This window comes from Siphonobacter aquaeclarae (assembly GCF_900103285.1).
Classification (GTDB): Bacteria; Bacteroidota; Bacteroidia; order Cytophagales; family Spirosomataceae; genus Siphonobacter; species Siphonobacter aquaeclarae.
Window position 1 is genome coordinate 388,968 of the sequence record NZ_FNGS01000002.1, and the last position, 26,496, is coordinate 415,463.

A 26,496-nucleotide genomic window follows, 5' to 3' on the forward strand; every position below is an offset into this window, starting at 1 on the left:
CGGGCCCAGAACGGAATAAATATATTTTTTCTGTGCAGATTCCAATACAATCTACAAGCGACGTATATTCGCCGTTTCGAACCGTACTTGTTTAAAAGTCACTGGTTTTACGAGTTGTTTTTAAGGGAGATCCGCCTCCTTGAACTTCTTTCCTCTGACTTATCTTTCGAAACTCTGACATGCGTCTTCGTTTTACGCTTCTGATTGCCCTGGGTCTCTTGTGGAGTCCGGCCGGATTTGCCCAGTCCTGGTCCTCCCTGATGTCGGATTCGTTTATTGCCCAGCATACGGATTCCATCACGGTAAAAGAACAAAAACCGGCTCACTGGGACTACGAACAAGGTCTGGTCCTGTTTGCCCTCAACCGGGAATGGGAGCGGACAGGCGACGGCAGGTACTTCCGCTACATCCAGAAAAACATGGACTCCTTCCTCGATGCGGAAGGCAATATCCGGACCTATAAACTCGAAGACTACAACATTGATAATATTCCGACCGGGCGCCTCCTGCTGATGCTTTACCGGCAGACCGGCCAGGAAAAGTACCTGAAAGCCGCGCGTTTTGTCCGCCACCAGATCGAAACCCAGCCCCGCACCAAAGAAGGCGGCTTCTGGCACAAAAAACGCTATCCCAATCAGATGTGGCTCGACGGTCTTTATATGGGCGAGCCGTTCTATGCTGAATATTCCGCGTATTTCCACGAAGAGAAGAATTTTGACGACATCGCCAACCAGTTTATCTGGATGGAAAAAAACGCCCGCGATCCCAAAACAGGTCTGCTTTATCATGCCTGGGACGAGAGCCGGGAAATGAAATGGGCCGACCCGAAACGCGGTACTTCTCCCAATTTCTGGGGCCGGGCCATCGGCTGGTATGTGATGGCTATTGCCGACGTGCTCGACTACTTTCCCCAAAGTCACCCGAAGCGGAAGGAGCTGGAGACGATTTTCAAACGCCTCATGCCCGTCGTCGTGAAGTACCAGGATCCGGCTACCGGCTGCTGGTGGCAGGTTTTCGACAAGGGAGGTGCGCCCGGTAACTATGTCGAAGCCTCGGCTTCGTGCATGATGGTATATGGTCTGGCCAAGGGTGTTCGTCAGGGTATCCTGGATCCGTCGTTCCTGGCGGCAGCCAAAAAAGGCTATCAGGGTATTTTGAAAGAATTTGTCGAAACCGACGCCAAAGGCCTCCTTCACCTGAACAAAACCGTCAGCGTTGGCGGCCTGGGTGGGAATCCCTACCGCGACGGCAGCTACGAGTACTATCTCAGTGAGCCGATCAAAAAGGACGACCTGAAAGGAATCGGTCCATTCATCCTCGCGAGTATTGAAATGGAAATTGCCGCCGAGCAGCCGGCCGGAAAAGGCAAGACTGTCGGCCTTGATTACTTCTTCAACAACGAATACGGTAAAGACAAAGAGGGCAATCGCTTCCGGTATCATTATACCTGGGAAGACTACAAGGATTCAGGCTATTCCCTCTGGGGTTCCATTTTCCGGGATTACGGCGCGAAAACCGTATCGGTGGAAACAGCCCCGACCGAAGCTGCCCTGAAAGGCCTTAATGTCTATATCATCGTCGACCCGGATACGCCGAAAGAAACCGAGAAGCCGAATTATATGACGGAAGAGTATGCCAAAGTCATTTATAACTGGGTAAAAGCGGGCGGTACGCTCGTCATCCTCGGCAATGATACGGAGAATGCCGAACTGAAGAAATTCAATATCCTCGCCGGGAAATTCGGTATCCAGTTTACCGACAAAAACCTCAACATGGTCAAAAATAACGTGTATGAACAGGGTAAACTGACGTTCGACGGCTACCATTCCATCTTCCGGGATGTGAAAAAGATTTTTGTCAAAGAATTGGTTTCTCTCCAGGTACAGCCCTCAGTCCGCCCGGTTCTGACCTCCGGCAGCGACATCGTCATGGCTGTCGCGGAGGTCGGTAAAGGCCGTGTATTCGCCCTGGGCGATCCCTGGATCTACAACGAATACCTGAACGGCAAGCGCCTTCCGATGGAATACGAAAATTTCAAGGCGGCGAAAAACCTGAGCCTCTGGCTGTTGCGGGCGAAGTAGACGCCGTCAGCCGCATGAGTGACTAATATCAAGGCAAAACTGAAACGCCTTTGGTATTTTTGTCGGTATGACCAGGTCGGGTGCAGGTCGCCCGGCCTTTTTTTGTGGATGTACATGACCAACGAATCGCTGCTGCTGCTTCGCCGGCACCTGGAAACGCTTCTGGAACGGCACCTTCCGGAAAGCGGATGGAACTGGCTTCGGGGAAACCGCCCCGTACTGACTGCTTTTGTGGCGGCGCCGCGCTTTACAGGCAAGACCGTCCCACCTGCGGATGACCCGCTTTTTGCTGATATTGAGGCCCTTCGCCCGGGTTTTACCGTAAAAAGCTGGCCGGCAGACCGGCTGGCACGTCTATGGCTGCTGCTCGGATTGCCGCTGGATGACCGGGAGGCTTTTCTCCGATCGATTGAAACGCTCTTCGATACGGCGGAAATGAACGAACTGGTGACGCTATACGCTTCGTTGCCGGTACTGCCTTTTCCGGATGCCTGGATTTTCCGGGCGACAGAAGCCGTCCGTTCCAACATGGGCGTCGTCTTCGACGCGCTGGCGCTCGACAACCCCTACCCTTCCGAGCAGTTTTCGGAGCCGGCCTGGAACCAGTTGGTCATGAAAACGATTTTCAACGACAAACCTCTCGGACGCATAATCGGTCTGGCAGAACGCTCCAATGCGGCGCTTTGCCGTATCCTGGTTGATTTTGCGCACGAGCGCTGGGCTGCCGGCCGGCACGTGCCGCCGAGAGCCTGGGAGGTTGTCGGGCCGTTTATCGGAGAAAACTTTTTACCGGATCTGGAACGTCTGTTCCGGTCGGGCCGTCCGGAAGACCGCCGGGCAGCCGCGCTGATCTGCCGCGATACGCCGTTTGAACCGGCGCGCGTGTTGGGAAGTACCTATGCAACTGCCGACGGACTCGATTGGAGTTCGGTCGACGAATAACCGCTAAACCACTATGTGCTTACATCAAAATCCTTCTCATTTCGAGGAAAATAAAGAAGAAATCACCCATAGCAACCTGGTATGGAACGATTACCGGGAGACTATCCGGGGAATGGTATTCTTCGATCCGCACGTCCATATGACGTCACGGACGACAGACGACTACCAGGCCATGGCCGATGCCGGTATTGTTGCGCTGATCGAACCCGCTTTCTGGCTGGGGCAGCCGAGAACCGGCGTAGCGACGTTCAAGGACTACTTCGCGAGCCTCGTCGGCTGGGAGCGTTTCCGCTCTTCCCAGTTCGGCATTAAACACTACTGCACCATCGGGTTGAACTCCCGGGAGGCCAATAATGAAGCCCTCGCCGAGCAGGTAATGGAAATTCTTCCACTATATGTGTACAAAGAGGGAGTAGTCGGCGTAGGTGAAATTGGCTTTGACGACCAGACACCCGCCGAAGAGAAATACTACCGCGCCCAGCTTGAACTGGCAAAAGAAGCCGGCCTTCCGGTGCAGGTTCATACCCCGCACCGCGACAAAAAGCAGGGTACCGAACGGAGCATGGCCATCGCGCTGGAACACGGCCTTGATCCGGGTATGGTCATCATCGACCACAACAACGAGGAGACGGTACACAGTGTGCTCGATCAGGGATTCTGGGCGGCGTTCACGATTTACCCGTTTACCAAGATGGGCAATGAGCGCATGGTCGAGGTAGTTCGTGAATACGGCCCGGAGCGGATTATGGTCAACTCGGCGGCCGACTGGGGTATTTCCGACCCCCTGGCCGTCCCCAAAACCGCTGCCCTGATGAAAATGAAGGGTATTTCGGACGAAGCCATCCGTCTCGTGACCTACCAAAACGCGCTGGACGCCTTTGCCCAAAGCGGACAGATCACCGAAAGCGATTTCGAAGCGGTGAAAAACATCGATCAAAGCCTGAAATTCAACGGGAATACCATCCTCCGCGGCGGCCAGCAACCCCGTATCGACAAGGATTCCATCTTCATCCGATAAATGACAACAGGATGCCGGCGTGATCTTTCAGCCGGCATCCTGTCCGTTTGTCAACCTGGTTGATTAAATTGCCGGGAATTTCCTTCTTCCTTTTCCGGAAAGACAAGTCTTCAAACAAAGGATAGCAAACCGTTGGGTATCAAAGCGTATTTTCAACTGATGCGCCCGGCCAATATTGTGACGGCCGTCGCGGATGTCTGGGCGGGTGCAGCCATCGCCGGAGCGATACCTCCGTCGTTCGACTGGCACCGCCTGCTGGCCCTGAGTATCTCTACGGTCGGTCTTTATGGCGGGGGAGTGGTTTTCAATGACGTGTTCGACGCCGGTCTGGACGCCGTGGAGCGGCCCGAGCGGCCGATCCCGAGCGGGGAAGTATCGGTCGAGGCCGCTATTTTCCAGGGTACGGCTTTACATATTCTCGGCATCATTGCTGCCAGTACCTGCGGCACTACTTCCGCGATTCTGGCCGCTTCCATTGCCGTGCTGACCCTGAGCTATGATCGTTTTGCGAAGCATCATTCCGTGCTCGGCCCGCTGAATATGGGTCTTTGCCGCGGATTGAACCTGCTGCTGGGTATCAGCCTGATACCGGAGCAGTTACCGCACTGGTATTTCCTCGGCTTTCTGCCGATTCTGTTTATCGCCGCGGTTACGATGATCAGCCGGGGCGAAGTACACGGCGGCCGGGCCCGGACCATGCTGTGGGCGGGTATTTTGTTCGCGATTGTGGAGCTGGCTCAGTTGGCTGTCGCGCAGCAGCAGGGATTTCTGATCGAAGCGCTGCCGGCTGTGGCCCTGCATGCTTTTATGGTTTTTCGTCCGCTGGCGGCCGCTTACCGGAACCCCATCGGACCTAACATTGGAAAAGCCGTGAAATCAGGCGTTTTGTCGCTGATAATCATGAATGCGGCGTGGTGTCTGGCTTTCGGTGCGTGGCCGCTGGCGCTGGCGACGCTCGTTCTGTTACCTTTGTCTTTTCAGTTGGCAAAATGGTTTGCCGTTACCTGAGAGAGAACCGCCTCCGGCGCTTTTCTCTGCTATTTTGATTGTGTGTCCATGGAAACGATTCAACAACGGTTTACCGTCTCTTTTTCATACCCGGTACTTTTCACTACGCATCTTTTCGACCCGAGTAACCCTCAGTTACGTTTGTTCTTCGAGACTTTTCCCGGAGGCGATTTTCGGAGAAAGATTTTGTTCTGCGTTGACGCAGGCGTACTGACCGCGTATCCGGAACTGCCCCTGCAGGCAGCCGAGTACTTCCGCTCCCTTCCGATGGAGTACATTCCGGAGTGGGTGGTTTTGCCCGGCGGCGAAGCGGCCAAAAACGATCCGGCACTGTTTGACGCCATCGTGGATGCGGTGGACCAGTTCGGAATCGACCGGCACTCGTTTGTGGCGGCTATTGGCGGCGGCGCCGTACTCGACCTTGTCGGCTATGCGGCGGCCGTCTCTCACCGGGGTGTGAAGCATATCCGCATTCCGACAACCGTCCTGTCCCAGAATGACTCCGGCGTCGGCGTTAAAAACGGCATTAATTTCCGGGGGAAAAAGAACTTCCTCGGCACTTTTGCACCGCCTGTAGCCGTTTTCAACGACTTCGCTTTTCTCGCAACGCTCGACGACCGCGACTGGCGCTCAGGCATTTCCGAAGCAATAAAAGTGGCCCTCATCAAGGACAAGGTCTTTTTTGAGTGGATCGAAGCCAATGCAGAAGCGCTGGCCCGTCGCGAAGAAGCACCGATGCATTACCTGATTCACCGCTGTGCGGCACTCCACATCGATCACATCGGAGGAGGAGATCCCTTTGAAAGCGGTTCGGCCAGGCCGCTGGATTTCGGACACTGGGCGGCACATAAACTCGAATACCTGACGGATTTCAGGATCCGTCACGGTGAAGCAGTGGCGATCGGCATCGCGTTGGATACGTACTACTCCGAACTGTCGGGACGCCTGACCGGAGACGACGCCCAACGGGTGATCAAAGTGCTGCTGAAACTGGGTTTTGACCTGTTTCATCCGGCGTTGGGCGAAGACGACTGCGCCCACCTCCTCAACGGGCTCCGCGAGTTTCAGGAGCACCTGGGCGGACGCCTGACTATTACCCTGCTCGACGCCGTCGGCAAAGGAGTAGAAGTGCATGAAATGGACGATACGCTGATCCGGCAGTCGGTCAACCGCCTGCGCTCCAGCCACCTGGCCTGGGCCTGAAGCTGACCTCTCCGCCGCAATCCCGACTGACTATGCAAACGCCACACGGTCATCTGACCTATTGCAGCAACATACATCCCGGAGAAAAATGGCATGACCATTTTTCAGCCCTCCGGACGAGCGTTCCCCTGATCCGGCAGCAGCTTTCGCCCGATGCCCCGTTTGGCCTCGGCGTCCGCATTGCCGGCCTCGCCAGCAAGGACCTTCACCGGGACGGCGGCCTGTCTGCCTTCCGGGACTGGCTCTCCGAAAACAATACGTACGTCTTTACGCTCAACGGTTTCCCGTACGGAGGTTTCCACAATACGCGCGTCAAACAGGATGTCCATGCGCCGGACTGGATTCAGCCCGAGCGCCGGGATTATACCATCCGCCTGTTCCGGGTACTTTCGCAATTGCTGCCTGACGGGCTTGACGGCGGGGTTTCCACATCGCCTCTCTCCTACCGTCACTGGTGGCAAACCGAAACCAGCCGGAAGGAGGCTGTCGCAGTAGCTACGCACCATATCCTCGAGGTGGTCGTCGAACTGCTCGACATCCGCCGGAAAACAGGGCAGGTACTTCACCTGGATATTGAACCCGAGCCCGACGGTATCCTCGAAAACTCAATCGAGTTTGTGGACTGGTTCAAAGATGAACTCCTTTTCCGCGGGGTACCTTACCTGATTCAGAAAAAAGGCTTGTCGGAAACCGAAGCCGAAGAGGCCCTTCGCACGCACGTGCAGGTATGCTACGACGTCTGTCACTTTGCGGTGGAATTTGAAGATCCGGACGTGGTACTCGACCGGCTGGAAGCAACAGGTATCGGCGTTGGAAAAATCCAGATCAGCTCTGCGCTGAAGGTGGATTTCGGGAACGATGTTCCGGAAAAAGTAGAACTGCTGCGACGGTTCGACGAACCGGTATACCTCCACCAGGTAGTCGCCCAGTCGGACGCAACGCAGCTGAAATTTCCTGACCTCGACGCTGCTCTCTGGAACAGTACTCCTTCCGGCGAATGGCGGATTCACTACCATGTACCGCTTTTCGTGGATCAGTACGGATTGCTCAAGTCCACCCGGGATGAAATCGTCCGGGTTCTGAACCGTCAGAAAACACAGCCGTTTACCCGCCACCTCGAAGTCGAAACCTATACCTGGGGCGTGCTTCCTCCCGAATCTCAATTACCCATCGAAGAGTCCATCGTCCGGGAAATGACCTGGGTGAAAGAGCAATTGCTCTGATCTATTCTCTGTCCGACCATGCAAAAAACCGTTGTCATCGACGTCGTCGGGTTAAGCCGGAGCGTCATCGGAGCGCATACGCCCTTCCTCAGTAATTACCTTAAGACCAGACACATACAAACCATACGACCTGTACTGCCGGCGGTAACTACTACCGCTCAAAGCTGCTATGTAACGGGTAAATGGCCTTCTGAACACGGTATTGTCGGAAACGGCTGGTACGACCGGGAAGACGCCGAAATCAAGTTCTGGAAGCAGTCCAACCACCTCGTCAAAGCTCCGAAAATCTGGGAAGAAGCGCGGAAAAAGGATGCTTCTTTTACCGTTTCGAAGATGTTCTGGTGGTACAACATGTACTCCTCTGCCGACTACTCCCTGACGCCGCGCCCGCAGTACCATGCCGACGGCGTCAAGGCGCCGGACTGCTACAGCTACCCGCCGGAATTGCGGGATCAGCTACAGGAAAAGCTCGGACAGTTTCCGCTGTTTAATTTCTGGGGACCGAATGCCAATATCAAGTCGACCCAGTGGATCGCCGATGCCTCCCTTGAAGTAGACCGGCTCCATAATCCCACCCTTACGCTGATTTACCTGCCGCATCTGGATTACTGTCTGCAGAAATTCGGGCCGGATATTCCCAAAATCAGCAGGGAACTGGGGGAAATAGACGGCGTATTACAGCAACTCATCACGTACTATCAGGCGCAAAATGCTAACATCATTCTGTTGTCTGAATACGGGATCAATGCCGTCAGCCGGCCGGTACACCTCAACCGCGTCCTCCGGGAAGCCGGGCTGATTTCGGTCCGTACCGAGCGTTGGTATGAATTGCTCGACGCCGGTATTTCGGAGGCTTTTGCGTCCGCCGATCACCAGGTAGCTCACGTCTACGTCAAAAACCCGGCCCGCATTCCGGAGGTAAAGCAACTGCTTGAAAAGGTACCCGGTGTACGCGCGGTACTGGATGAAGCAGGAAAGAAAGAGCATCATATTGACCATGAACGGGCGGGCGACCTCGTCGTACTCGCCGAAACCGACGCCTGGTTTACCTACTACTATTGGCTGGATGACAAAAAGGCGCCGGATTATGCCCATCTTGTCGACATCCACCGGAAGCCCGGATATGATCCTGTCGAGATGTTTATGGATCCGGCGAATCCCTTCATCAAGCTGCGTGCGGGGTACAAACTTGCCCGTAAGCTATTGGGATTCAGGTATCTGATGGACGTTATTCCCCTGGACGCCTCCCTTGTCAAAGGTTCCCACGGCGCGCTCGAAGCGCCGGAGGCTTTCCACCCGGTTCTCATAACCGATGAAAAACTTTCCGAACAGGCGATAGACGCGCCGGAGGTATATGGGGTGATCTGGAAGAGTTTGTTTGGGAATTCTTAGTTAAGCGCCTGAGGTTAAGCTACTTTCCGATCATTTTGATAAAAGCCGTTCTGCTTGCGTGGAACGGCTTTTTTACTTTATTCCCTAATTTTAAACCAATTCTTTCCTTCTATTTTCCTATCTTGTTGAAGAAACTGTCCTCAAATCGATTGATGTATGGCTGAAATCAATGCGTATCTTACTTTCCATGGAAATTGTTTGGAAGCGATGACATTTTACCAGGCGTGCTTCGGAGGTGAATTCGATTCAATGACGTATGAAAACTCGCCGATGAAGGTTCCGGTAGGCAAAGAATCCAAAATCATGCACTCCCGCCTGCAGAGTGAAGCCCTGGAACTGATGGCCGCCGACGACCTGACCGCTCCGGCGTCTTCTCCCGGTAATATGGTGTCGCTCAATGTCAACTGCCGGTCAGAAGAAGAAATCAAGCGCCTCTTCAAAGGCATTTCACAGGGCGGTAAAGTGACCCTGCCTCTTCAGGATACCTTCTGGGGCGCCAAGTTCGGGATGGTCACCGACCGTTTTGGTATCAAATGGATGTTCAACTACGGGAAATAAACCCTGAACGCATACACGCAGGAGCCGGATTTGCATTCGGCTCTTTTTTTTGCTTTATACCTTAACGCTGTTCTGCCCCTTCTTATTTTTGAATAAAAAATACATACATTTGATTGTTATTTTTATTCAAAAAGCCATGAACGAATACCGCAAAGGAAGAGGCGCCCAGTTCAACTCGGACAATCCGTTTCTCAAGCAGCGCTTTGAACCCGAACCCGACGAAACCGAGGAAATCCAGCCGGCTCCGCAGACCCGGTTTTTCACCGAAACACCCAAAAAAATCATCAGCAAATTCGACAGCCCCGACCTCGGCATGGGCATGTCCATCAATCCGTACCAGGGCTGTGAACACGGCTGCATTTATTGCTACGCCCGGAATTCGCACGAGTACTGGGGGTATTCGGCGGGACTGGATTTCGAAACAAAGATCATCGTCAAGCCCAACGCACCGCAGTTGCTGGAAGAACAGTTTCTGAAGAAGAGCTGGGTTCCCACCGTCATCGAAGTATCCGGAAATACCGACTGCTACCAACCGGCGGAACGAAAATTCGGCATCACCCGAAAACTGCTGGAGGTATTCCTGAAGTACCGGAATCCGCTCAGCATGATCACGAAAAACGCCCTGATCCTGCGCGATAAGGACTTGCTGTCGGAACTCGCCGCCTTCAACCTCGTCCACGTCTACATTTCCATCACGAGCCTGAACGAAGACATACGATCAGCCATGGAGCCGCGTACCGTGACGGCCAGGCAGCGCCTCCGGGTCATCGAACAACTGACCGCAGCGGGCGTGCCGACCGGCGTCATGACCGCCCCCATCATTCCCGGGCTCAACGACCACGAGATTCCGAAGCTCATCGAATCCGCCGCGCAGGCGGGAGCGCTCGCGGCGGGGATGACCGTCGTCCGCCTGAACGGCTCCATCGCCGGTATTTTCGAAAACTGGATCCGGAAGGCATTCCCCGACCGGGCCGACAAGGTACTCAACCAGATCCGCGAGTGCCACGATGGCAAACTCAACGACAGCCGCTGGGGCAAGCGCATCAAAGGCGAAGGCCGGATAGCGGAGCACATTCAGCAACTGCACCGCATCTCCCGCCTGCGCTTCCTCAAAGACCGGCAGATGCCCGCTTATGATCTGACACAGTTCAGGAAGGAGGGGATGCAGATGAGGTTGTTTTGAGGGAGTTTTCGGTTTTCGGTTTTCGGTTTTCGGTTTTCGGTTTTCGGTTTTCGGTTTTCGGTTTTCGGTTTTCGAGAGATTCTGTGCCTGCCGCCTACCCTTAAAACTTGCAAGAATATTCGCTCACCCGACTGAAAACTGAAAACCATAAACCGAAAACCCTCCCGGTACACCTTTTTTACTAATTTACCTCCCACCTCACACAGGTATGTATTTATGGCTTCGATCTACACCGAAAAACAGCAGCGTTATTTGCTCATCATGAGCCTGGTGGCTATTGCCGGCTTTATTCTCGCCGGGCTGAGGCAGTATACGACGGCGTTTCTGGGAGCGGGAATTCTGTTTGTGATTTTCAGGCCCTGGTTCAAGCACCTCGTACATGAAAAAAAGTACAACCGGACGTGGGTATCGTCGGGGTTGCTGCTCTTTGCTATCCTCGTGATTATCATTCCGTTTCTGGTGTTGAGTCTGCTGCTGATCGACCGTGTCCGGTATTACAGCAACAATTACGACGAGATACTCCGGCTGGTCAAACGGATGGAAGACTGGAGCGGGTTTTCCCTCACGCAGGAAGACAACGTCCGTTCGCTCATTCAGCAGGGGGCATCCTGGGCCAGCCAGCAGTTTCCATCGCTGATATCCGGAGCCGTGGATATTTTCATCATCCTGGGCCTGCTGTTCTTCACGCTGTACTACATGTTTGCAGAGGAGGAGCGGTTCCTCGCCGGCGTGAAGCGCTACATTCCCTTCGATCCGAAAACCACCACCGAGCTCGGCGAGAGCCTCAAAAACATGGTAAACGCCAATATTCTCGGCCAGGGGTTGATTTCCCTCGTGCAGGGAGTACTCACCGGGCTGACGCTCTGGATTTTCGGCGTACCCGATTCGGCTTTCTGGGGAACGGTGGCCTTTTTCATGGGTTTCATTCCGGTACTGGGTACTCCGCTGGTATGGGGACCGGCCGGTCTGATCGTCATTTCCCAGGGAGATACCGGTCGCGGAGTAGGTATCCTGCTGGTAGGAGTGATTGTCATTATGAACATTGACAACGTCCTGCGCATCGTGCTGGCCAAGCGTATGGGCGACGTACATCCGCTGATTACGCTGGCGGGCGTTGTACTCGGCGTGCCGCTGTTCGGTATTCTCGGCCTCGTCATCGGGCCGCTGCTTATTGCCTATTTCATTGTGCTGTTCAAGGTATTCGAACGACAAAACAAAGCCCTCCTCAAAAACGAGTAAGATTGCCCTATGCGCTACCTCCTCCTCTCTGCCTGTTTGCTGTTTGCGTTGACAATCAGCGCACAACAAAATGATTTCCAGAAAAAAGAGTACATTCACTCCGATGGAAAAAAGCTTCCCTACCGCATTCTTTTCCCGGAAAACTATGATCCGCACCGCAAGTACCCGCTGGTATTGTTTCTGCATGGCGCCGGCGAGCGGGGTACCGACAACGAAAAGCAACTGACGCACGGCAGCTCCCTGTTCCTGAAAAACCGGTCGGCCTTTCCAGCTATTGTGGTCTTTCCGCAGTGCCCGCCGGAAAGCTACTGGGCTTCGGTGAAGATTGACCGGAGCACGTCGCCGATCAGGCTCGATTTCGACTACTCGCGGGAACCGAATTGGCCGCTGGTATCCGCGATGGAGGTTGTCAGATCCCTGATGAAGGACGAAGGTGTCGACAAAAAACGCATCTACATTGTCGGACTTTCGATGGGCGGTATGGGTACGTTCGAAGCCGTATACCGGCATCCGAAACTATTTGCCGCAGCGGTGCCGATCTGCGGCGGCGGGGATACGCAACGGTATGAAAAGGTCAAAACGTCGTTCCGCGTCTTTCATGGAGATGCCGATCAGGTAGTTGGCGTGGACCAGTCCCGGAAGATGGTCGACGCGCTCCAAAAGCTTGGCAATGACGTCACATACAAAGAATACCCCGGTGTCAACCACAATAGCTGGGACAATGCCTTTGCCGAGCCGGATTTCCTTTCCTGGCTCTTTTCACACGCACGCCGGAAGGCCCGCTGGTAACCGATGAAACCGCTCTACGTTCTCACTTTTACCTTTATTCTGGCGATTGCCGGGCTATGGCTCTGGAGCCAGGAATGGCGGCTTGTCCTGGCCGGGAACATCGCCATGGCAGCGATGCTGCTTTTTACGGCCATGGGGCATTTCATGTTCACCCCGGGAATGGTGCGTATGATGCCACCCGTTATTCCCTTTCGCCGGGAACTGGTGTGGCTGACAGGCCTGGCGGAAATCGCCGGTGCGGTCGGCCTGCTCCTCCCGCAATACCGGCACCTGGCGGCAGGCTGGCTAATCGTTTTCCTGCTGCTCGTGCTGCCGGTCAACATCTATGCAGCATTGCATCGGGTTGATTACCAGAAAGGTACGAGCGATGGAGCAGGCCCCGAATACCTCTGGATCCGGATTCCGCTACAGGTATTTTTTATCGGGTGGATCTGGTTTTTCAGCTGGTAGTCAGGCCCGTTTTTTCCGGAATTCCGTCGGGCTCATCCCGCGGTACTTCCGGAAAAGGCGGTTGAGGTGACTTTCATCCGTAAACTGAAGTTCATCCGCTATTTCATTGATACGCAGATCACTATGCAGCAGCCGGGCTTCCACCAGCTTCATTTTATAGCCGATGATATACTGTTGAAGCGTTTCTCCGGTATGCTTTTTGAAATACTCACTGAGGTAATTGACGGACAACCCGAAACGCGAGGCAATCTGCTCCGCCCGCAGGGATTCGGGCTGGTAGATGCCGGATTGAATATGCCGGATGATCTGCAGGATGGTCGTTTCTGCGGACTGCTTCTGTATTTTTTCGGGTAGTTTGAGTGCGAGGTTGCGGGCAACGATCATCAGCACGGTATGGATAATCTGCGTAATGACCTCCCGGTGATAGAGCTCCTGGTTGACATATTCTTTCATCAGCCCGTCCATCAGCGCCCGCATCAGGGCTTTGTCGCTCTGGTTGTGCAGGATACAGCCGGGCGTATGCGTAGCATTGAGAAAGATAAACTCTATTCGGCGAACCCAATCGTCGGATTTATAGCCGTCAGACAGGTATACTTCCTGAAAACGAACAAAAAAGAAGCGGGTAGTACTGCTGACCTGAAACGAATGGCAGTCTTCCGGCGTGAGCAGAAACAGATGCCCGCCGCGGTAATCGAAGGTATTCTGGTTGATACACTGGCGCCCTGTCCCGTCCAGGATATACACCAGTTCGAAGAAGGTATGCTTGTGAGCGGAAACCGGAGATTCGGTCAGTTCCTGGTAACTCACTTCAAAAGGCTGGTACAGGTTTTCCGTCAACATACCTGCAATTTTACAGAAAGTCCCGAAAAGGATACCGGAATAATGATCGTTTCCTCACGGAAATTTGCCTCCGGAAACCAACAGCAAATCCATGAAGACCCTGGTATTACCCCATCCGGAAAGTGCCTTCCAACTCACAGACCTTCCGGTTCCGGAGCTGGCCGAAGGCGAAGTACTCATTCAAACCAAAGCCATCAGTATCAATCCCGTAGATGTCAAGACCCGGGCCGGCAAGGGTATGTACGGCCGGCTCAGCACCGAAAATCCGCTGATCCTCGGCTGGGATGTTTCGGGGACGGTTGTTCGCTCCAATAGTCCGGAATTTGCCGTTGGAGACGAAGTCTTCGGTATGGTCCGCTTTCCCGGACACGGCAAAGCATATGCCGAATACGTTGCCGCGCCGGCTGCACACCTGGCCCGGAAACCTGCCACGGTCACACACGAAGAAGCCGCCGCCGCAACACTCGCCGCGCTGACGGCCTGGCAGGCGCTGGTCACTCACGCCGGAGTTCAGCGCGGTCAGGAAGTACTCGTTCATGCCGCAGCGGGAGGTGTCGGGCACTATGCGGTACAGCTGGCGCGTCACCTCGGCGCTGTTGTTACCGGAACTTCCTCGGCAGTCAACCGGGATTTCGTGCTTTCACTCGGAGCTGAACGGCATATCGACTATCACCGCGAAGCTTTCGACGACCGGGAGTATGATTTTATTCTGGATACCCTCGGGGGAGATAACGCCCTGCGGTCCATCCGCGCCACCCGGCCCGGCGGAACGGTCATCACCATTCCGAGCAATGCGGTAGCAGACACCGAAACCCTCGCCCGTGAGCGGGGCGTTAATGCCTATTTCTTTCTGGTTTCCTCGAATGGAGAAGATATGAAAGCCATTGCGTCGCTTCTCGCTTCCGGGGCTCTCCGGTCCCATGTTTCAGCGGTGTTTCCGTTTGATGAGATGGAAGCAGCCCATGCGCAGGTAGCCTCCGGCCGGACAAGGGGAAAAGTAGTAGTGGCGGTATAAGCAAAAAGCCCGGTCTCCGTGGATCGGGCTTTTTGCTACCGTGTTCCGAGTTCGACCGACAGATTCGGCAGGCCCAGAATCCGGTGTGGCGAAGGCGGATTGGCCAGCTTCAGTTCGATGGTATGTCCGCTTTCCTTCGCCCATTTTACCGGGGTAAGTTCCTTGCGGTAAATCAGTTGCGGAATATCATCGGAAATCAGCACCGGAACCTTGTCGTGGTATTGGTTGAAGAGTTTGACAACCAGCTGATTCCGCCCCGACTTCAGTGGTAATAACACCACATTCCGGTTGGTTTCGGCTTTTTCCGGACTATTCCGGACGAGGAGTTCTTCCCCGTTGAGCCATACGGCGAGGCCATCGCCGCTGCGGATTTCGACGAGTACCTGACGGGCCTTGTCGGCCGTCATTTCCTGAAGGATAAACCAGCTTTGGGACGGTTCTGCCGGTAGTTCATGCTCGTCGGCGTGCTTCCAGTTTGTGGCCCGCCAGGCAGGGTCGGTAGTCCTGGGCCAGGGTTTGGAGGGTTCTATCATTCCGGTCACCCCGGGCCAGGCAATACCGGAGTACTCCACCGGGTGGGTATAGGTTGATCCCCAGAAAATCGGGCCGTTTTGCGGCAGGCGAACGGAAGGGTCGCCGTCGAGCACAACCGTCTCCGTATTTCCGTCAATCGAAAAGTCGATCGATTTACCTTTTTCTTCCTCTGTGTAGACCAGAACAGGCTTACAGTTCACCGCTGCAGGAGTCTGGACGGTCCACGACTGGCTGACCGTTCCCCGGAAATACGTATTGTAGTCAATCCCGCCGATGCTGTAATGCGGTTCGGCATTTCGCTGGTCAAGTACTTTCGGGCGCTGGGATTTGTAGACGGTTTCGAGGTTGGCAGCCGGAACGGAGTAGCCATTCTGAAAGTCCACGACGATGACGGGGATATCCCGCACCGACTTGATTTCTCCCGGAAGCATAATCTTCAGGCCATTACCCTGCCGCTGATAGGAAGCAGAAGCGCCGGGGCTGCCCAGGAGGTAGATATTCTTCACCTGCCCCGTCACATGTGGCAGCAGCACGGACCGGGTTTTCGGCAGGGTGGTTACGGCGAGGTACAGCTTGTTTCCTTTGGTGGTTACTTCGCCCCACTCGAATGCCTCGGGAAACGGATTCGGAGAGGCAGCGTAGACGGCCTCTCCGTTTTTGCGGAGCCATTCGCCGTTTCGGAGAAGTACGTCCCGTTCGAAGTCGACCACGGTTCCGTCCCCCCTCGGTCCGATGTTCAGCAGGTAGTTGCCGCCCCGGCTGACGACTTTCAGGAGAGCCACCAGTTTTTCCCGGGCTTTGTCTGACGCCAGGCCATGCTCCTGCCAGGAGCGGTATCCCCAGGTTTCGTCGTAAATGGAGGCGGGCGTCTGCCACGGCGTAGCGATTTTATAGTTCGGATACTCGTTATCGCCCATGACGCAAAAATCCCCGGCCTCGTTACCCAGTCGCCCGCTCACCATGCAATCCGGCTGGAGGCGGTGCACCAGATCCCGCAGTTCGGTACTCTGTTTTGCCGTGAGTGACCCCATGTCAAACCACAGCTCGGAAATCGGGCCGTAGTGGGTCAACAGTTCGGTTACCTGGTTTTTGTTGTATTCGTGGTGAGAATCCGGAATGGGATCGGAATTGGAGCTTGAAATGGGGTATGCACCCGGGAAATGCCAGTCGATCAGCGAGAAATACAACCCGAACCGCAGCCCGGCGCGCTGGCAGGCTTCAGACAGCTCTTTGACGACGTCCCGCTTATACGGCGTAGCGTCGACCATGTTGAAGGTGGTATAGGCTGACTTGAACATGCAAAAACCGTCATGATGTTTCGACGTCAGCACTATGGATCGCATACCGGCTGCTTTGGCCAGTAACGCAACCGAGTCGGGATTCCATTGAGTGGGATTGAACGTTTTAGCTACACGTTCATACGTATCCGAGTACAAACCGGCAGCATGTGCCCGGATTTGTTCGCTGTAACCGCGGGTGACCGGCTTGCCTTCCCATACCCCACCCAGAACGGAATAGACGCCCCAGTGAATAAACATGGAATACTTGTCGTTTTTCCAGGCAGTAAGGGCGGGCGACTGGGAATGGGCGGCAACGGGAAAGAGCAACGCAAGCAGGAGTAAACGTATAGGCTTCATGTGATTGTCGGTTGAGCGTCTCAAAGGATCAGCCTTCCGGCGGGAAGAACCAATGGCCAAAGTAACCAATATCTTTCAAAACACGCACCGAACCGCGTCTATACCCGCTTCAATTTACCGAGCGGGCGGATTCAGGGTCTTTTCCCCGCCCGATGGTTAGGAAAAGCCGGCCCCCGTCTTCTACCTTTGACTACTGTTTTACTGATCACTGCTGTGAAAAAAGTTCTCATTCTGCTTCTGCTGGCCGGATTTTCGTCCTACGGCCGCGACATCACGCCTACTGCGAAGAGGCTCTCCAGGCATATCCGTTTCCTGGCATCCGACAAGATGAAAGGCCGGGGTACCGGCAGTCCCGAAAACGAAAAAGCGGCCGCCTATATCGCCCGCCATTTCAAAAAATATGGCCTCAAGCCGCTCGGTACCGATGGCTACTACCAGGCATTCACGGCGAAGGTACGGCGGGTGGTGGTACCCGATAGCCTACGGCCGGCCCGTAACGTCATCGGCTTTCTGGACAACGGAGCTGAAAATACTATCGTCATCGGCGCGCACTACGATCACCTCGGCACGGGTAATCAGGGCAGTTCACTCGCCGAAAACCCGCAGGGGCAGATCCACAACGGGGCCGACGACAACGCGTCGGGCGTGGCGGGCCTGCTGGAACTGGCGCGGTACTTCTCCGGAAACGACGTCAAAGAATCATACAACTTTCTCTTCATGGCTTTCGGAGCGGAAGAGCTCGGCCTGATCGGCTCGCGGTACTTCCTCCTCAACCCTACCCTGCCGCTCGCCAAAATGAACTTCATGATTTGCATGGACATGATCGGCCGGTACAACCCTGAACGTGGCGTCGGAATCGGCGGATATGGTACGGGCGATCGCTGGCCGGAAATCTTTCAGAACCTCAATGCTTCCGTGAAGTACTTCACCGACCGGCCTGGAAACGGCGGCTCTGACAACGCCGCATTCTATGCCAAGCGTATCCCTGTCCTCTTCTTCCATACCGGCGGGCACCCGGACTACCACAAGCCTACCGACGATGCCGACAAGATTGATTACCAGGCGGAAGAGGGTATTCTGAAATTGGAAATTCAGGTTATTGAAAACGCACTGAAACAACCGAAGCTGGTTTTTACACCCGTTCAATAATGTCTGTGTATTCTGTGAAGTCTGTGAGCCATATTTTTCTCACAGACTTCACAGAATACACAGACATTTATTTCGGTTCGAACAGCATACCGGTACACAGGCAATACTTCCCGCCCGTCTGCTCCAGTATGTCATGGTGGCGGCAGAGCTTACATCCTTCCCAGAATCCCGGATCCTGCGTAAGTAACTCAAAACCAACCGGTTGAAAACCCAGCTTCCCGTTCATCCGCATGACCGCCGTGCCGGTAGTAATGCCGAATAATTTCGCCTTCGGAAACAGCCTGCGGCAGAGTCGGAACAGAATGGTTTTGAGTTTCGCTGCCAGTTTTTGCCCCCGAAACTGAGGCGCAACGATCAATCCCGACTGAGAGACATACTTTCCTCCTTCGTACACATCGTAGTAACAAAAACCGGCCCATTCTCCCGTCGCCGAAGTGGCGATGATCGCCCGGTGATCACGCATCTTCCGCCGGATAAACTCCGGTGTCCGGCCGCCTATTCCCGTACCGCGCTGCGCAGCACTTTCGCTCATGGCCCGTCCGATCCCTTCGGCCAGGTCTCCGTGTTTGTCGGAAGCAATCTCAATGACAAACCCGTCGTCTTCCCGCTTTTTCATCTATTCGGCGTGGCTGATCTGGCGAAAGTACTCCCGACGAAGCGCGGGCGGCAGCATCGGCAGCCATACCTCGCGGGCCAGCTCTCCATGCTCAAGCGCATAAACATAGATGGAGCCGGTCAGGGTTTTGACCTGATCGGAGCCATAAGTCAGGAGGATTTCTGCCTGGGAAAAGCATTGACGGAGGGCCTCCGGATCGGCTGAGGCCATGGCCTCCAGGGTAATATCCCGGAGGTGATGAAGAGAAGAAACAGGGCGGAAACCTTCGTGGGAAGCATTTCCGGAACAAGCAGTCGGAAACATACCAGGGTAATTTGTTGGTATCCGAAGGTTCTCCAAACCCGGGCCAGCGTGCCTGTATTTCGCAACTCCCTGTCGATCAAGGATATTCTTTTCAGGAAAAGAAAAAGATCCTTCCATTCTGAAAAACAGGTTTTCAAAACGGAAGGATTCATACTACTCTTTACGGGTACTGCGGCGGATGGTCCGCTCGATTTCGTCCCACTCCTCGTCCGGTACTGCCTCCAGGTTGCTGAACTGACCGGCGCCTTTCAGCCATTCTCCTCCGTCGATCGTAATATCCTGACCTGTAATGTAAGCGGAATAGTCCGACATGAGGTAGGCAGCCAGGTTGGCCAGCTCCTGGTGTTCGCCGACACGGCCAGCCGGTACCCGGGTTTCGGGCGACAGCAGTTTGGCTACCTGTTCGGGAAAGAGCCGGTCCCACGCGCCTTTCGTCGGAAATGGCCCCGGAGCAATGTTATTCAGCCGGATTTTATGCCGGGCCCATTCCACCGCCAGCGAGCGCGTCAGGATCCGGACGCCGGCTTTCGATACCGCTGAGGGCACCGTGTAACCCGTTCCGGTAAAGGCGTAACTGGTGATGATGCTGACGACCGTCCCCGGTTGCCCTTTTTCGATCCAGTACTTGCCGAGCGCCAGGGTAAAATTGACAGAGCCCTGCAGCACGATACCGATTACGGCCTCGAATGCCTTGTGGCTCAGCCGCTCGGTCGGGCTGATGAAGTTGCCGGCAGCGTTGTTAACGAGGCCGTCTACCTGTCCGAAACGTTCAAGGGCTTTGGCCAGGACGTTTTCGATTTCTTCGTATTTCCGGACATCGCATGGAACGGCGAGTACGGCCCCGCCTGTCTCCGCCGATAGCTCCGCTGCCGTGGCATCGATGACTTCCTGTCGGCGAGAACAGATGACAATGTTCGCCCCGAGGCGGAGAAATTCCCGGGACATGGATTTCCCGAGGCCGGTACCGCCGCCGGTCACGATGATGGTTTTGCCGTTCAGTGCCCCGTCACGGAGCATGGGTTCCTGGTAGATCATAGGGCTCCGTATTTTTCAGGAAGGTGAATTTCGGCAATCATGCAGCGCGCCGATCCGCCGCCGTTTCCTTCGATCATATGCAAATCGGTGTGGAGGATCTGGCAGTAATCGTCGAGCGTATCGACCTGCCGGGGCGTCAGGCTGTCGTAGGCCTGGGTTGACATGACCAGCAGCTGCTCGCCTCTTCCGTTGCGCAGTTGCAGCATGTTTCCGGCGAAGTGGCGGAGTTGCTCATGGGTAATTTCAACGATCTGGCGTCCGGACGTTTCCAGGGAACTGCGGACGATGAACCGCTCGTCGGGATCGGCTATCGCATCAAGGCAAACCACTGCAAAGAGGTCGCCGATGCACAGGAGTACGTTGGTATGGTAGATCGGCCGGCCCATTTCATCCGTCGCATGAAATTTCACCACTTCGTAGTTCATCTGAAGGGCGAAAGCGTCGAGCACGTCCTCGTTGGTGCGGGGCGAGAGGCACGCATAGGCGATTTTGTACTTGCGGTCGAGCACCATCGAGCCGGTTCCTTCCAGAAATTTTCCTTCTGTTTCGAAGGCGGAGAGGTCTATCCGGCGGTTGATGTAGAATTTTTGCTCGATGAGATTAAGGATATCCTCCCGGCGTTCGAGGCGGCGGTTTTCTGCCTGCATCGGGTAGGTAATCACCGTCCCGTTGAAGTGAAAGCTCACCCAGTTGTTCGGAAAGATGGAATCGGGGGTGTGCGGTTCGGGGGTATCTTCCACGACCAGCACGTCTACGCCGACGGCCTGGAGGAGGCGAACCATTTCGTCGAACTCGTCGAGGGCTTCGTCCTGTGCGTGTTCTTTCGTTTTATCGGCCATCTCCACGTCCTGAAAGGCATTGGAGGAAGCCGTCTGTTCATTGAATCCGAACCTCACCGGCCGGATCATGAGTACATGGGAGGTTGATTGGCTTCTCATAGGTATGTGTGCGAGGTCTTAGTTGTGATGAGAAAAACTGTTTTCAGTTTTCAGTTTTCAGTTTTCAGTTTTCAGTTTTCAGTTTTTTTCGCCATTAATAAACTGGTTTCCAAACAATTACTACACTTTTCACATTACTCTCCCAATCCCCAACCGAAAACAGAAAACTGTAAACCGAAAACTCTACTCCCGATGCAGCGGCATCGACATACAATGCGATCCGCCGCGGGCGCGGGACAGTTCGGCGCTGGGGAGCATGATAAAGGTATCGGTCAGGGTTTCGGGATCGGAAGTACCGGTTTCGAATTCGTTCAGGAGATCCGCCGCGCGTACCGTCCGGAAGCCTGCCTGCCGGAAGGCTTCGAGCGTTTTGTCGTTGCGGTCGTATCCGATGACGACTCCCTCCTTCAGGGCGAGCAGGTTGCAGGAGTCGGTCCACTGCTCCCGGGCGCCGTAGGGAAATTCGTTGTTGCCGGAATAGATAAACCGGACCTTGTCCCGGCGGCAGCCGAGGTCTTCGACGCTGATCTGGATGAGCAATTCCTCCAGGCTTTCGATTTCCTTCGGACGGTTTTCTCCCTTGAAAAACTGAACGATCTTGACTTCTTCGTCGGCCCGGGGCGGAATAAGCCCGCTCATGGTGGCATCGATCTGGTCGTCGGTATGGCGGCCGTTCCGGGCAAGCGAACCGAGCACCACCCAGACATCCTTCTTCACCTGGGTAAAAATGGTATCGAGGTGCATGTAGTCCCGCTTGAAGGGTATTTTGACGACGGTGATTTTGTCGACTACTTCCCGGTCAAACAGAATTTTGATGGTCTGTTGGGCGGCGAACACCGTTGTACGCTCCGAAACGCCGACCAGCAAGTGGTTCGGAGCTACCATCATGACGTCTCCGCCTTCGAGGGTCGTTTTGTTATAGTCTTTTTCGTTGTCCGGGAGGAGGAAATACAGCTCGTTGTCGGGCAGCTCGATGATTTTTCCCCGGATATCGGCAAAGACAGGGTGGTTGTAAAAAATATACTGGGCGAGAAGCGCTTCCCGGGTACGGGCCTGTTTGGCCGGCTTATTCAGTAGCAGGTGATTGTTGATCGTGATACCAATATCCCGCGTGAAAATGAAGTTCGGAACCGGCGCAAAGAGCATCTCCCCAGCCGGCGTAGTACCGGAGATGAGGGTCTTGGCAAGGTCTACCGGCGCGAGATCGCTCAGTTCGGACTGGGTAGTATACCATTCGTGTTCGACGGCGCAGATGGCAGCCACCAGCTTCGTCCGGACCAGCTCCTCTTCCAGAATATCCGCCAGCAGTTTCTGGAATTCAATAACCCGGGTGGAGTTGAAGTACAGCGGGTGGTCGGGCTTGTAAAACGAACGGGAGGTATCCGCGTCGATGGCAGCGATCTTTCCCCGGATCTTTTCCGGATCGAGGAAATACAGGAGGATCTTGACGTAATAATCGTACTCGTCCTTTCGCATGGTATCCAGGTGGACGATGTCTTCGAAGAGCCAATCCTGTGCTTTGGAGGGGACTACTTTCCCCAGACCGGAGTCCGGGCTGTGAATCAGAAGGCGTTTCAGGGTTCCAACTTCACTCGCTACAAAAATAGATTTCATACGGCACTAGTTTGCTGCAAGATAGGCGGATTCCCTTCAGCCGAAAAAATGAAAATCTCCTTAAAACAGCTAAAACCGGGCCTATTGTAGCTATTCGCAGAAAAATTTCCAATGGGGTACGAATGCCCTTCCCCGGGACGAACCAATCCCCTGAAAAGCAAGTTATCCACTCAAGAAAGGCATTGTTTGGCCTTTTCGCCCTACCTTTGCAGTTTGAAACACTTACTTTGACCAAGCAGCTATGCTTAAAATAGAAAACCTTCAGGCATCCATTGGTGAGAAGCAGATACTGAAAGGCATTAATCTGGAAGTGAAACCCGGTGAAGTTCACGCCATTATGGGTCCTAACGGCTCCGGCAAGAGTACGTTGGCATCGGTGCTGGCGGGTCGGCAAGACTACGAGATCACCGGCGGGAGCGTGGAGTTCGACGGGAAGGATCTCCTGGAAATGGCGCCGGAAGAGCGTGCAGCCGAAGGTATTTTCCTGGCATTTCAGTATCCGGTGGAAATTCCGGGGGTTTCGACGACCAACTTTTTAAAGACCGCCCTTAACGAAATCCGCAAATACCAGGGGCAGGAGCCGCTCGACGCGGTGAGCTTCCTGAAGCGGATGAAAGAGAAGATGAAACTGGTAAATATCGACCAGTCGCTGCTTTCGCGCTCCCTCAACGAAGGATTTTCCGGCGGTGAAAAGAAGCGGAACGAAGTCTTCCAGATGGCCATGCTGGAACCGAAACTCGGGATCCTGGATGAGACCGATTCCGGGCTCGACATCGATGCGCTCCGGATCGTGGCGGAAGGCGTGAATACCCTTCGCGACGGCCAGCGTTCGTTCATCGTCGTTACCCACTACCAGCGTCTGCTTGATTACATCGTACCTGATTTTGTGCACGTCCTCTACAAGGGCCGTATCGTCAAGTCCGGCACGAAAGAACTGGCACTCGAACTGGAAGAAAAAGGATACGACTGGATCAAGGCGGAAGTAGACGAACTCGTCTAGTTCCGACAGTATCCACGGCCAACAAGTGAACGAATGACTACTCCGATTGATTTTAAAGCCCAGCTGATTGCTGAGTTCCAGCTGAACGAAACCCGCCTTAACGGGGAGAGCCGCAGCCCGCTTCACCAGCGCCGGCGCCTGGCACTCACGCGGTTCGAGCAACTGGGATTTCCGACTATAAAGAACGAGGAATGGAAGTATTCGAACGTCAAAAACCTGATCAGTCAGCCGTTTAGCCTGACTCCTCCGGCGAGTGTGACGGCCGAAGACCTTTCTTCGCTTCAGATTCCGAACCTGACCGGGAATATTCTCTATTTCATCAACGGTCAGTTTCAGCCCCAGCTTTCGACGATTGTCTCTCCCGAGAGCGACGTCGTGATTCTGCCCTTCGCCGAAGCCGCGAAGCGGTTTCCGGAGGTCGTGGAAACGCATTTCGGCGCTTATGCTGACGATGAAAAGGATGCCTTCACTGCGCTCAATACGGCCTTTGCCCAGCACGGGGTGTTTATCTCCGTTCCGAAGGGCAAGGTCGTGGAAGAGCCGGTTGTCCTCCGGTTTATCGCCGACGCGCGCACCGAAAATGTAGCCGTACAGCCCCGCAACCTGATTCTCCTGGGCGAACGCGCCGAAATCAAGGTGGCGGAATCGTTCCGTACCCTCGGCGAGTTTACCTCCTTCACTAATATTGTGACGGAAGCTTCGCTCGGCGAAAATTCCCACCTCGAATACTACAAGGTGCAGGACGAAACCGAAAAAGCCTTCCACATCGGCACAACGCAGATTCACCATTCGCAATCGAGTCAGAGCTACGGTACGACCGTCACGATCAACGGAGGGTTTGTCCGCAACAACCTGAACCTGGTGATGGGCGGCGAGAACGTAGAGGCGCACCTCTACGGCCTATACCTGCCCAACGGACGGCAGCACATTGATAACCATACACTGGTGGACCACGCCCAACCCAACTCGTATTCAAACGAATTGTATAAGGGTATTCTGTTCGACCAGTCGACAGGCGTATTCAACGGCAAGATTTTTGTCCGGGAAGATGCCCAGAAAACCAACGCGTACCAGAGTTGCAAGAATGTACTGGCCTCCGGTGACGCGACCATGAATACGAAACCGCAGCTGGAAATCTATGCCGACGATGTAAAGTGCTCGCACGGTACAACGACCGGTCAGATGGACGAAGAAGCCCTCTTCTACCTCCAGTCCCGCGGGATTCCCAAAGACAAGGCACGGGCCCTGCTCATGCTGGCTTTCGCCGAAGACGTGGTTGAAAAAATCAAAATTCCGGCCATTCAGGAATACCTGGAATCGGCCATTACCCGGAAAGTAGGCGAAATCTGAGCCTGACTCCTTTCCCGGGACGAAGACCGAAACCCCACGTTTCGGTCTTTTTTATACACGAAAGATCCGGCCTTTGCGAAACTCTTTTGGCCGTTTCTGAATTTACCAGACTGACATAACCTCGGTTTTATGACGACAACTTCCGTGATTCCCTTCGATATCGAGCGCGTCCGGGCCGACTTCCCCATTCTGGATCAGGAGGTCAACGGGCGGAAACTGGTGTATTTCGACAACGCCGCCACCACGCAAAAACCTGTGTCGGTGATTGAAGCTATTCTGTCGTACTACCGGGGCTACAATGCCAACATCCACCGCGGGATTCATACCCTGGCGGAAAAGGCCACGGCCGATTTCGAAGCTTCCCGGAAAGCCGTCAAGGAATTTCTCAACGCCTCTTCCACCGAAGAAATCATCTTTACGTCCGGTACCACGATGGGCATCAACCTCGTGGCGCAGACCTACGGCCGCGCGTTTCTGGAAGCCGGCGATGAAATCATCATTTCCGGTCTTGAACACCACTCCAACATCGTGCCCTGGCAGATGATCGCCGGCGAAAAAGGGCTGGTTATCAAGGTCATTCCCGTCCTCGAAAACGGAGAACTTGACCTGGAAACGTATGAATCGCTGCTGTCGGAACGGACGAAGCTGGTCGCGTTTAACCACGCATCCAACTCGCTCGGAACCGTCAATCCGGTGAAATACATGATCGACAAGGCACATGAGGTCGGTGCGGTCGTGCTCGTAGACGGCGCACAGGCTTCCAGCCACATCGACATTGATGTACAGGCGCTTGATGTAGATTTCTACGCTTTCTCTGCGCATAAGCTCTACGGTCCGACGGGTATCGGAGCGTTATATGGCAAAAAAGCCCTGCTCGAAGCCATGCCTCCTTACATGGGTGGTGGTGAGATGATCCGGGAAGTAACGTTCGAGAAGACGACGTACAACGACCTTCCGTACAAATTCGAAGCCGGTACACCCAACATCGCGGATGTGGTAGCGCTGAAAGCTGCGCTGGACTACATCGCCAAGTGGGGCAAAAACAACATCGCTGCCTACGAAAATCACCTGTTGCAGTATGCTACAGATCAACTGACGCAGATCGATGGTCTCCGGGTCATCGGCCAGGCGAAAGAAAAAATCTCCGTGCTGTCGTTTGTACTCGACGGTATCCACCACCAGGACATCGGTATTATCCTCGATCAGCAGGGTATTGCCGTCCGGACGGGGCACCACTGCACCCAGCCGGTGATGGACCGTTTCGGGATTCTCGGCACGTCGCGCGCGTCGTTTGCCCTCTACAATACGACCGAAGAAATCGATAAATTAGTAGCCGGATTACACCGGGTAAAAAAACTCATGGCTTAGGCCGGGATTTT

The 26,496-nt window shown here is 54.6% G+C and carries 24 protein-coding genes; 17 read left to right on the plus strand and 7 right to left on the minus strand.

Going from position 1 to position 26,496, the window contains the following annotated elements; translation table 11 throughout:
- Positions 1 to 179: 179 nt before the first annotated feature.
- The 12 genes from BLR09_RS05135 to BLR09_RS05190 all read left to right on the plus strand — a co-directional run bounded on the left by BLR09_RS05135 (position 180) and on the right by BLR09_RS05190 (position 13,086).
- The gene (locus BLR09_RS05135) at positions 180 to 2,081 is read left to right on the plus strand and encodes a glycoside hydrolase family 88 protein (RefSeq protein ID WP_093198662.1); all 1,902 of its coding nucleotides are present in this window, start codon (positions 180 to 182) and stop codon (positions 2,079 to 2,081) included.
- Between the two features lie 114 nt (positions 2,082 to 2,195).
- Positions 2,196 to 3,023: an EboA domain-containing protein gene (locus tag BLR09_RS05140; RefSeq protein WP_143011026.1), complete on the plus strand. Its 828-nt coding sequence runs from the start codon at positions 2,196 to 2,198 to the stop codon at positions 3,021 to 3,023.
- Positions 3,024 to 3,135: 112 nt separating this feature from the next.
- Positions 3,136 to 4,041 (plus strand): TatD family hydrolase, encoded by a 906-nt coding sequence (locus tag BLR09_RS05145; RefSeq protein ID WP_394331399.1) that lies wholly within the window; start codon positions 3,136 to 3,138, stop codon positions 4,039 to 4,041.
- A 132-nt stretch (positions 4,042 to 4,173) separates the two neighbouring features.
- Positions 4,174 to 5,049: a UbiA-like protein EboC gene (gene eboC / locus BLR09_RS05150; RefSeq protein ID WP_262507470.1), complete on the plus strand. Its 876-nt coding sequence runs from the start codon at positions 4,174 to 4,176 to the stop codon at positions 5,047 to 5,049.
- Between the two features lie 48 nt (positions 5,050 to 5,097).
- Positions 5,098 to 6,252 (plus strand): 3-dehydroquinate synthase, encoded by a 1,155-nt coding sequence (locus tag BLR09_RS05155; protein WP_093198673.1) that lies wholly within the window; start codon positions 5,098 to 5,100, stop codon positions 6,250 to 6,252.
- Between the two features lie 32 nt (positions 6,253 to 6,284).
- Complete coding sequence (gene eboE, locus BLR09_RS05160; RefSeq protein WP_093198676.1) at positions 6,285 to 7,475, plus strand: metabolite traffic protein EboE; 1,191 nt, start codon at positions 6,285 to 6,287, stop codon at positions 7,473 to 7,475.
- Positions 7,476 to 7,493: 18 nt separating this feature from the next.
- Entirely contained in the window at positions 7,494 to 8,867 is a 1,374-nt protein-coding gene (locus BLR09_RS05165) for an alkaline phosphatase family protein (protein ID WP_093198679.1), read from the plus strand.
- A gap of 156 nt (positions 8,868 to 9,023) precedes the next feature.
- Complete coding sequence (locus BLR09_RS05170) at positions 9,024 to 9,425, plus strand: VOC family protein (RefSeq protein ID WP_093198683.1); 402 nt, start codon at positions 9,024 to 9,026, stop codon at positions 9,423 to 9,425.
- A 136-nt stretch (positions 9,426 to 9,561) separates the two neighbouring features.
- The gene (locus BLR09_RS05175; RefSeq protein WP_093199658.1) at positions 9,562 to 10,608 is read left to right on the plus strand and encodes a PA0069 family radical SAM protein; all 1,047 of its coding nucleotides are present in this window, start codon (positions 9,562 to 9,564) and stop codon (positions 10,606 to 10,608) included.
- Between the two features lie 216 nt (positions 10,609 to 10,824).
- Positions 10,825 to 11,847, plus strand: a complete 1,023-nt coding sequence (locus tag BLR09_RS05180) for an AI-2E family transporter (protein WP_093198686.1) — start codon at positions 10,825 to 10,827, stop codon at positions 11,845 to 11,847.
- A gap of 9 nt (positions 11,848 to 11,856) precedes the next feature.
- Entirely contained in the window at positions 11,857 to 12,636 is a 780-nt protein-coding gene (locus BLR09_RS05185) for a carboxylesterase family protein (RefSeq protein ID WP_093198688.1), read from the plus strand.
- 3 nt (positions 12,637 to 12,639) lie between these two features.
- Positions 12,640 to 13,086 (plus strand): DoxX family protein, encoded by a 447-nt coding sequence (locus tag BLR09_RS05190; RefSeq protein ID WP_093198690.1) that lies wholly within the window; start codon positions 12,640 to 12,642, stop codon positions 13,084 to 13,086.
- Here BLR09_RS05190 and BLR09_RS05195 read toward each other — a convergent pair whose 3' ends face one another.
- Positions 13,087 to 13,926, minus strand: coding sequence for an AraC family transcriptional regulator (locus BLR09_RS05195; protein ID WP_093198693.1), 840 nt, complete (start codon positions 13,924 to 13,926; stop codon positions 13,087 to 13,089).
- 91 nt (positions 13,927 to 14,017) lie between these two features.
- Between BLR09_RS05195 and BLR09_RS05200 the strand changes: the two genes are divergently transcribed.
- Positions 14,018 to 14,941 (plus strand): NADP-dependent oxidoreductase, encoded by a 924-nt coding sequence (locus BLR09_RS05200; protein ID WP_093199660.1) that lies wholly within the window; start codon positions 14,018 to 14,020, stop codon positions 14,939 to 14,941.
- A 35-nt stretch (positions 14,942 to 14,976) separates the two neighbouring features.
- On the opposite strand, the gene BLR09_RS05205 is transcribed toward BLR09_RS05200, so the two are convergent.
- Positions 14,977 to 17,112, minus strand: a complete 2,136-nt coding sequence (locus BLR09_RS05205; protein ID WP_093198695.1) for an alpha-L-fucosidase — start codon at positions 17,110 to 17,112, stop codon at positions 14,977 to 14,979.
- A gap of 213 nt (positions 17,113 to 17,325) precedes the next feature.
- Between BLR09_RS05205 and BLR09_RS05210 the strand changes: the two genes are divergently transcribed.
- Complete coding sequence (locus BLR09_RS05210) at positions 17,326 to 18,261, plus strand: M20/M25/M40 family metallo-hydrolase (RefSeq protein ID WP_218126610.1); 936 nt, start codon at positions 17,326 to 17,328, stop codon at positions 18,259 to 18,261.
- 67 nt (positions 18,262 to 18,328) lie between these two features.
- On the opposite strand, the gene BLR09_RS05215 is transcribed toward BLR09_RS05210, so the two are convergent.
- From BLR09_RS05215 to BLR09_RS05235, 5 genes are all read right to left on the minus strand, one after another.
- A complete protein-coding gene (locus BLR09_RS05215) occupies positions 18,329 to 18,877 on the minus strand; it encodes a GNAT family N-acetyltransferase (protein ID WP_093198698.1) in 549 nt (182 codons plus the stop codon).
- On the minus strand, positions 18,878 to 19,180 hold the full coding sequence (locus BLR09_RS05220) for a DUF7674 family protein (protein WP_093198700.1): 303 nt from the start codon (positions 19,178 to 19,180) through the stop codon (positions 18,878 to 18,880).
- A gap of 153 nt (positions 19,181 to 19,333) precedes the next feature.
- A complete protein-coding gene (locus BLR09_RS05225) occupies positions 19,334 to 20,215 on the minus strand; it encodes an SDR family oxidoreductase (protein WP_245689870.1) in 882 nt (293 codons plus the stop codon).
- Positions 20,212 to 21,153: a citrulline utilization hydrolase CtlX gene (gene ctlX / locus BLR09_RS05230; protein ID WP_093198702.1), complete on the minus strand. Its 942-nt coding sequence runs from the start codon at positions 21,151 to 21,153 to the stop codon at positions 20,212 to 20,214. Before ctlX ends, BLR09_RS05225 begins: the two co-directional genes overlap by 4 nt.
- A 183-nt stretch (positions 21,154 to 21,336) precedes the next feature.
- On the minus strand, positions 21,337 to 22,767 hold the full coding sequence (locus BLR09_RS05235) for an arginine deiminase family protein (protein ID WP_093198704.1): 1,431 nt from the start codon (positions 22,765 to 22,767) through the stop codon (positions 21,337 to 21,339).
- A gap of 241 nt (positions 22,768 to 23,008) precedes the next feature.
- Between BLR09_RS05235 and sufC the strand changes: the two genes are divergently transcribed.
- From sufC to BLR09_RS05250, 3 genes are all read left to right on the plus strand, one after another.
- Positions 23,009 to 23,767, plus strand: a complete 759-nt coding sequence (gene sufC / locus BLR09_RS05240) for a Fe-S cluster assembly ATPase SufC (protein ID WP_093198707.1) — start codon at positions 23,009 to 23,011, stop codon at positions 23,765 to 23,767.
- Positions 23,768 to 23,800: 33 nt separating this feature from the next.
- Complete coding sequence (gene sufD / locus BLR09_RS05245; protein WP_093198710.1) at positions 23,801 to 25,117, plus strand: Fe-S cluster assembly protein SufD; 1,317 nt, start codon at positions 23,801 to 23,803, stop codon at positions 25,115 to 25,117.
- A gap of 129 nt (positions 25,118 to 25,246) precedes the next feature.
- Positions 25,247 to 26,485, plus strand: coding sequence for a cysteine desulfurase (locus BLR09_RS05250; RefSeq protein ID WP_093198712.1), 1,239 nt, complete (start codon positions 25,247 to 25,249; stop codon positions 26,483 to 26,485).
- The last annotated feature ends 11 nt before the right edge of the window (positions 26,486 to 26,496 follow it).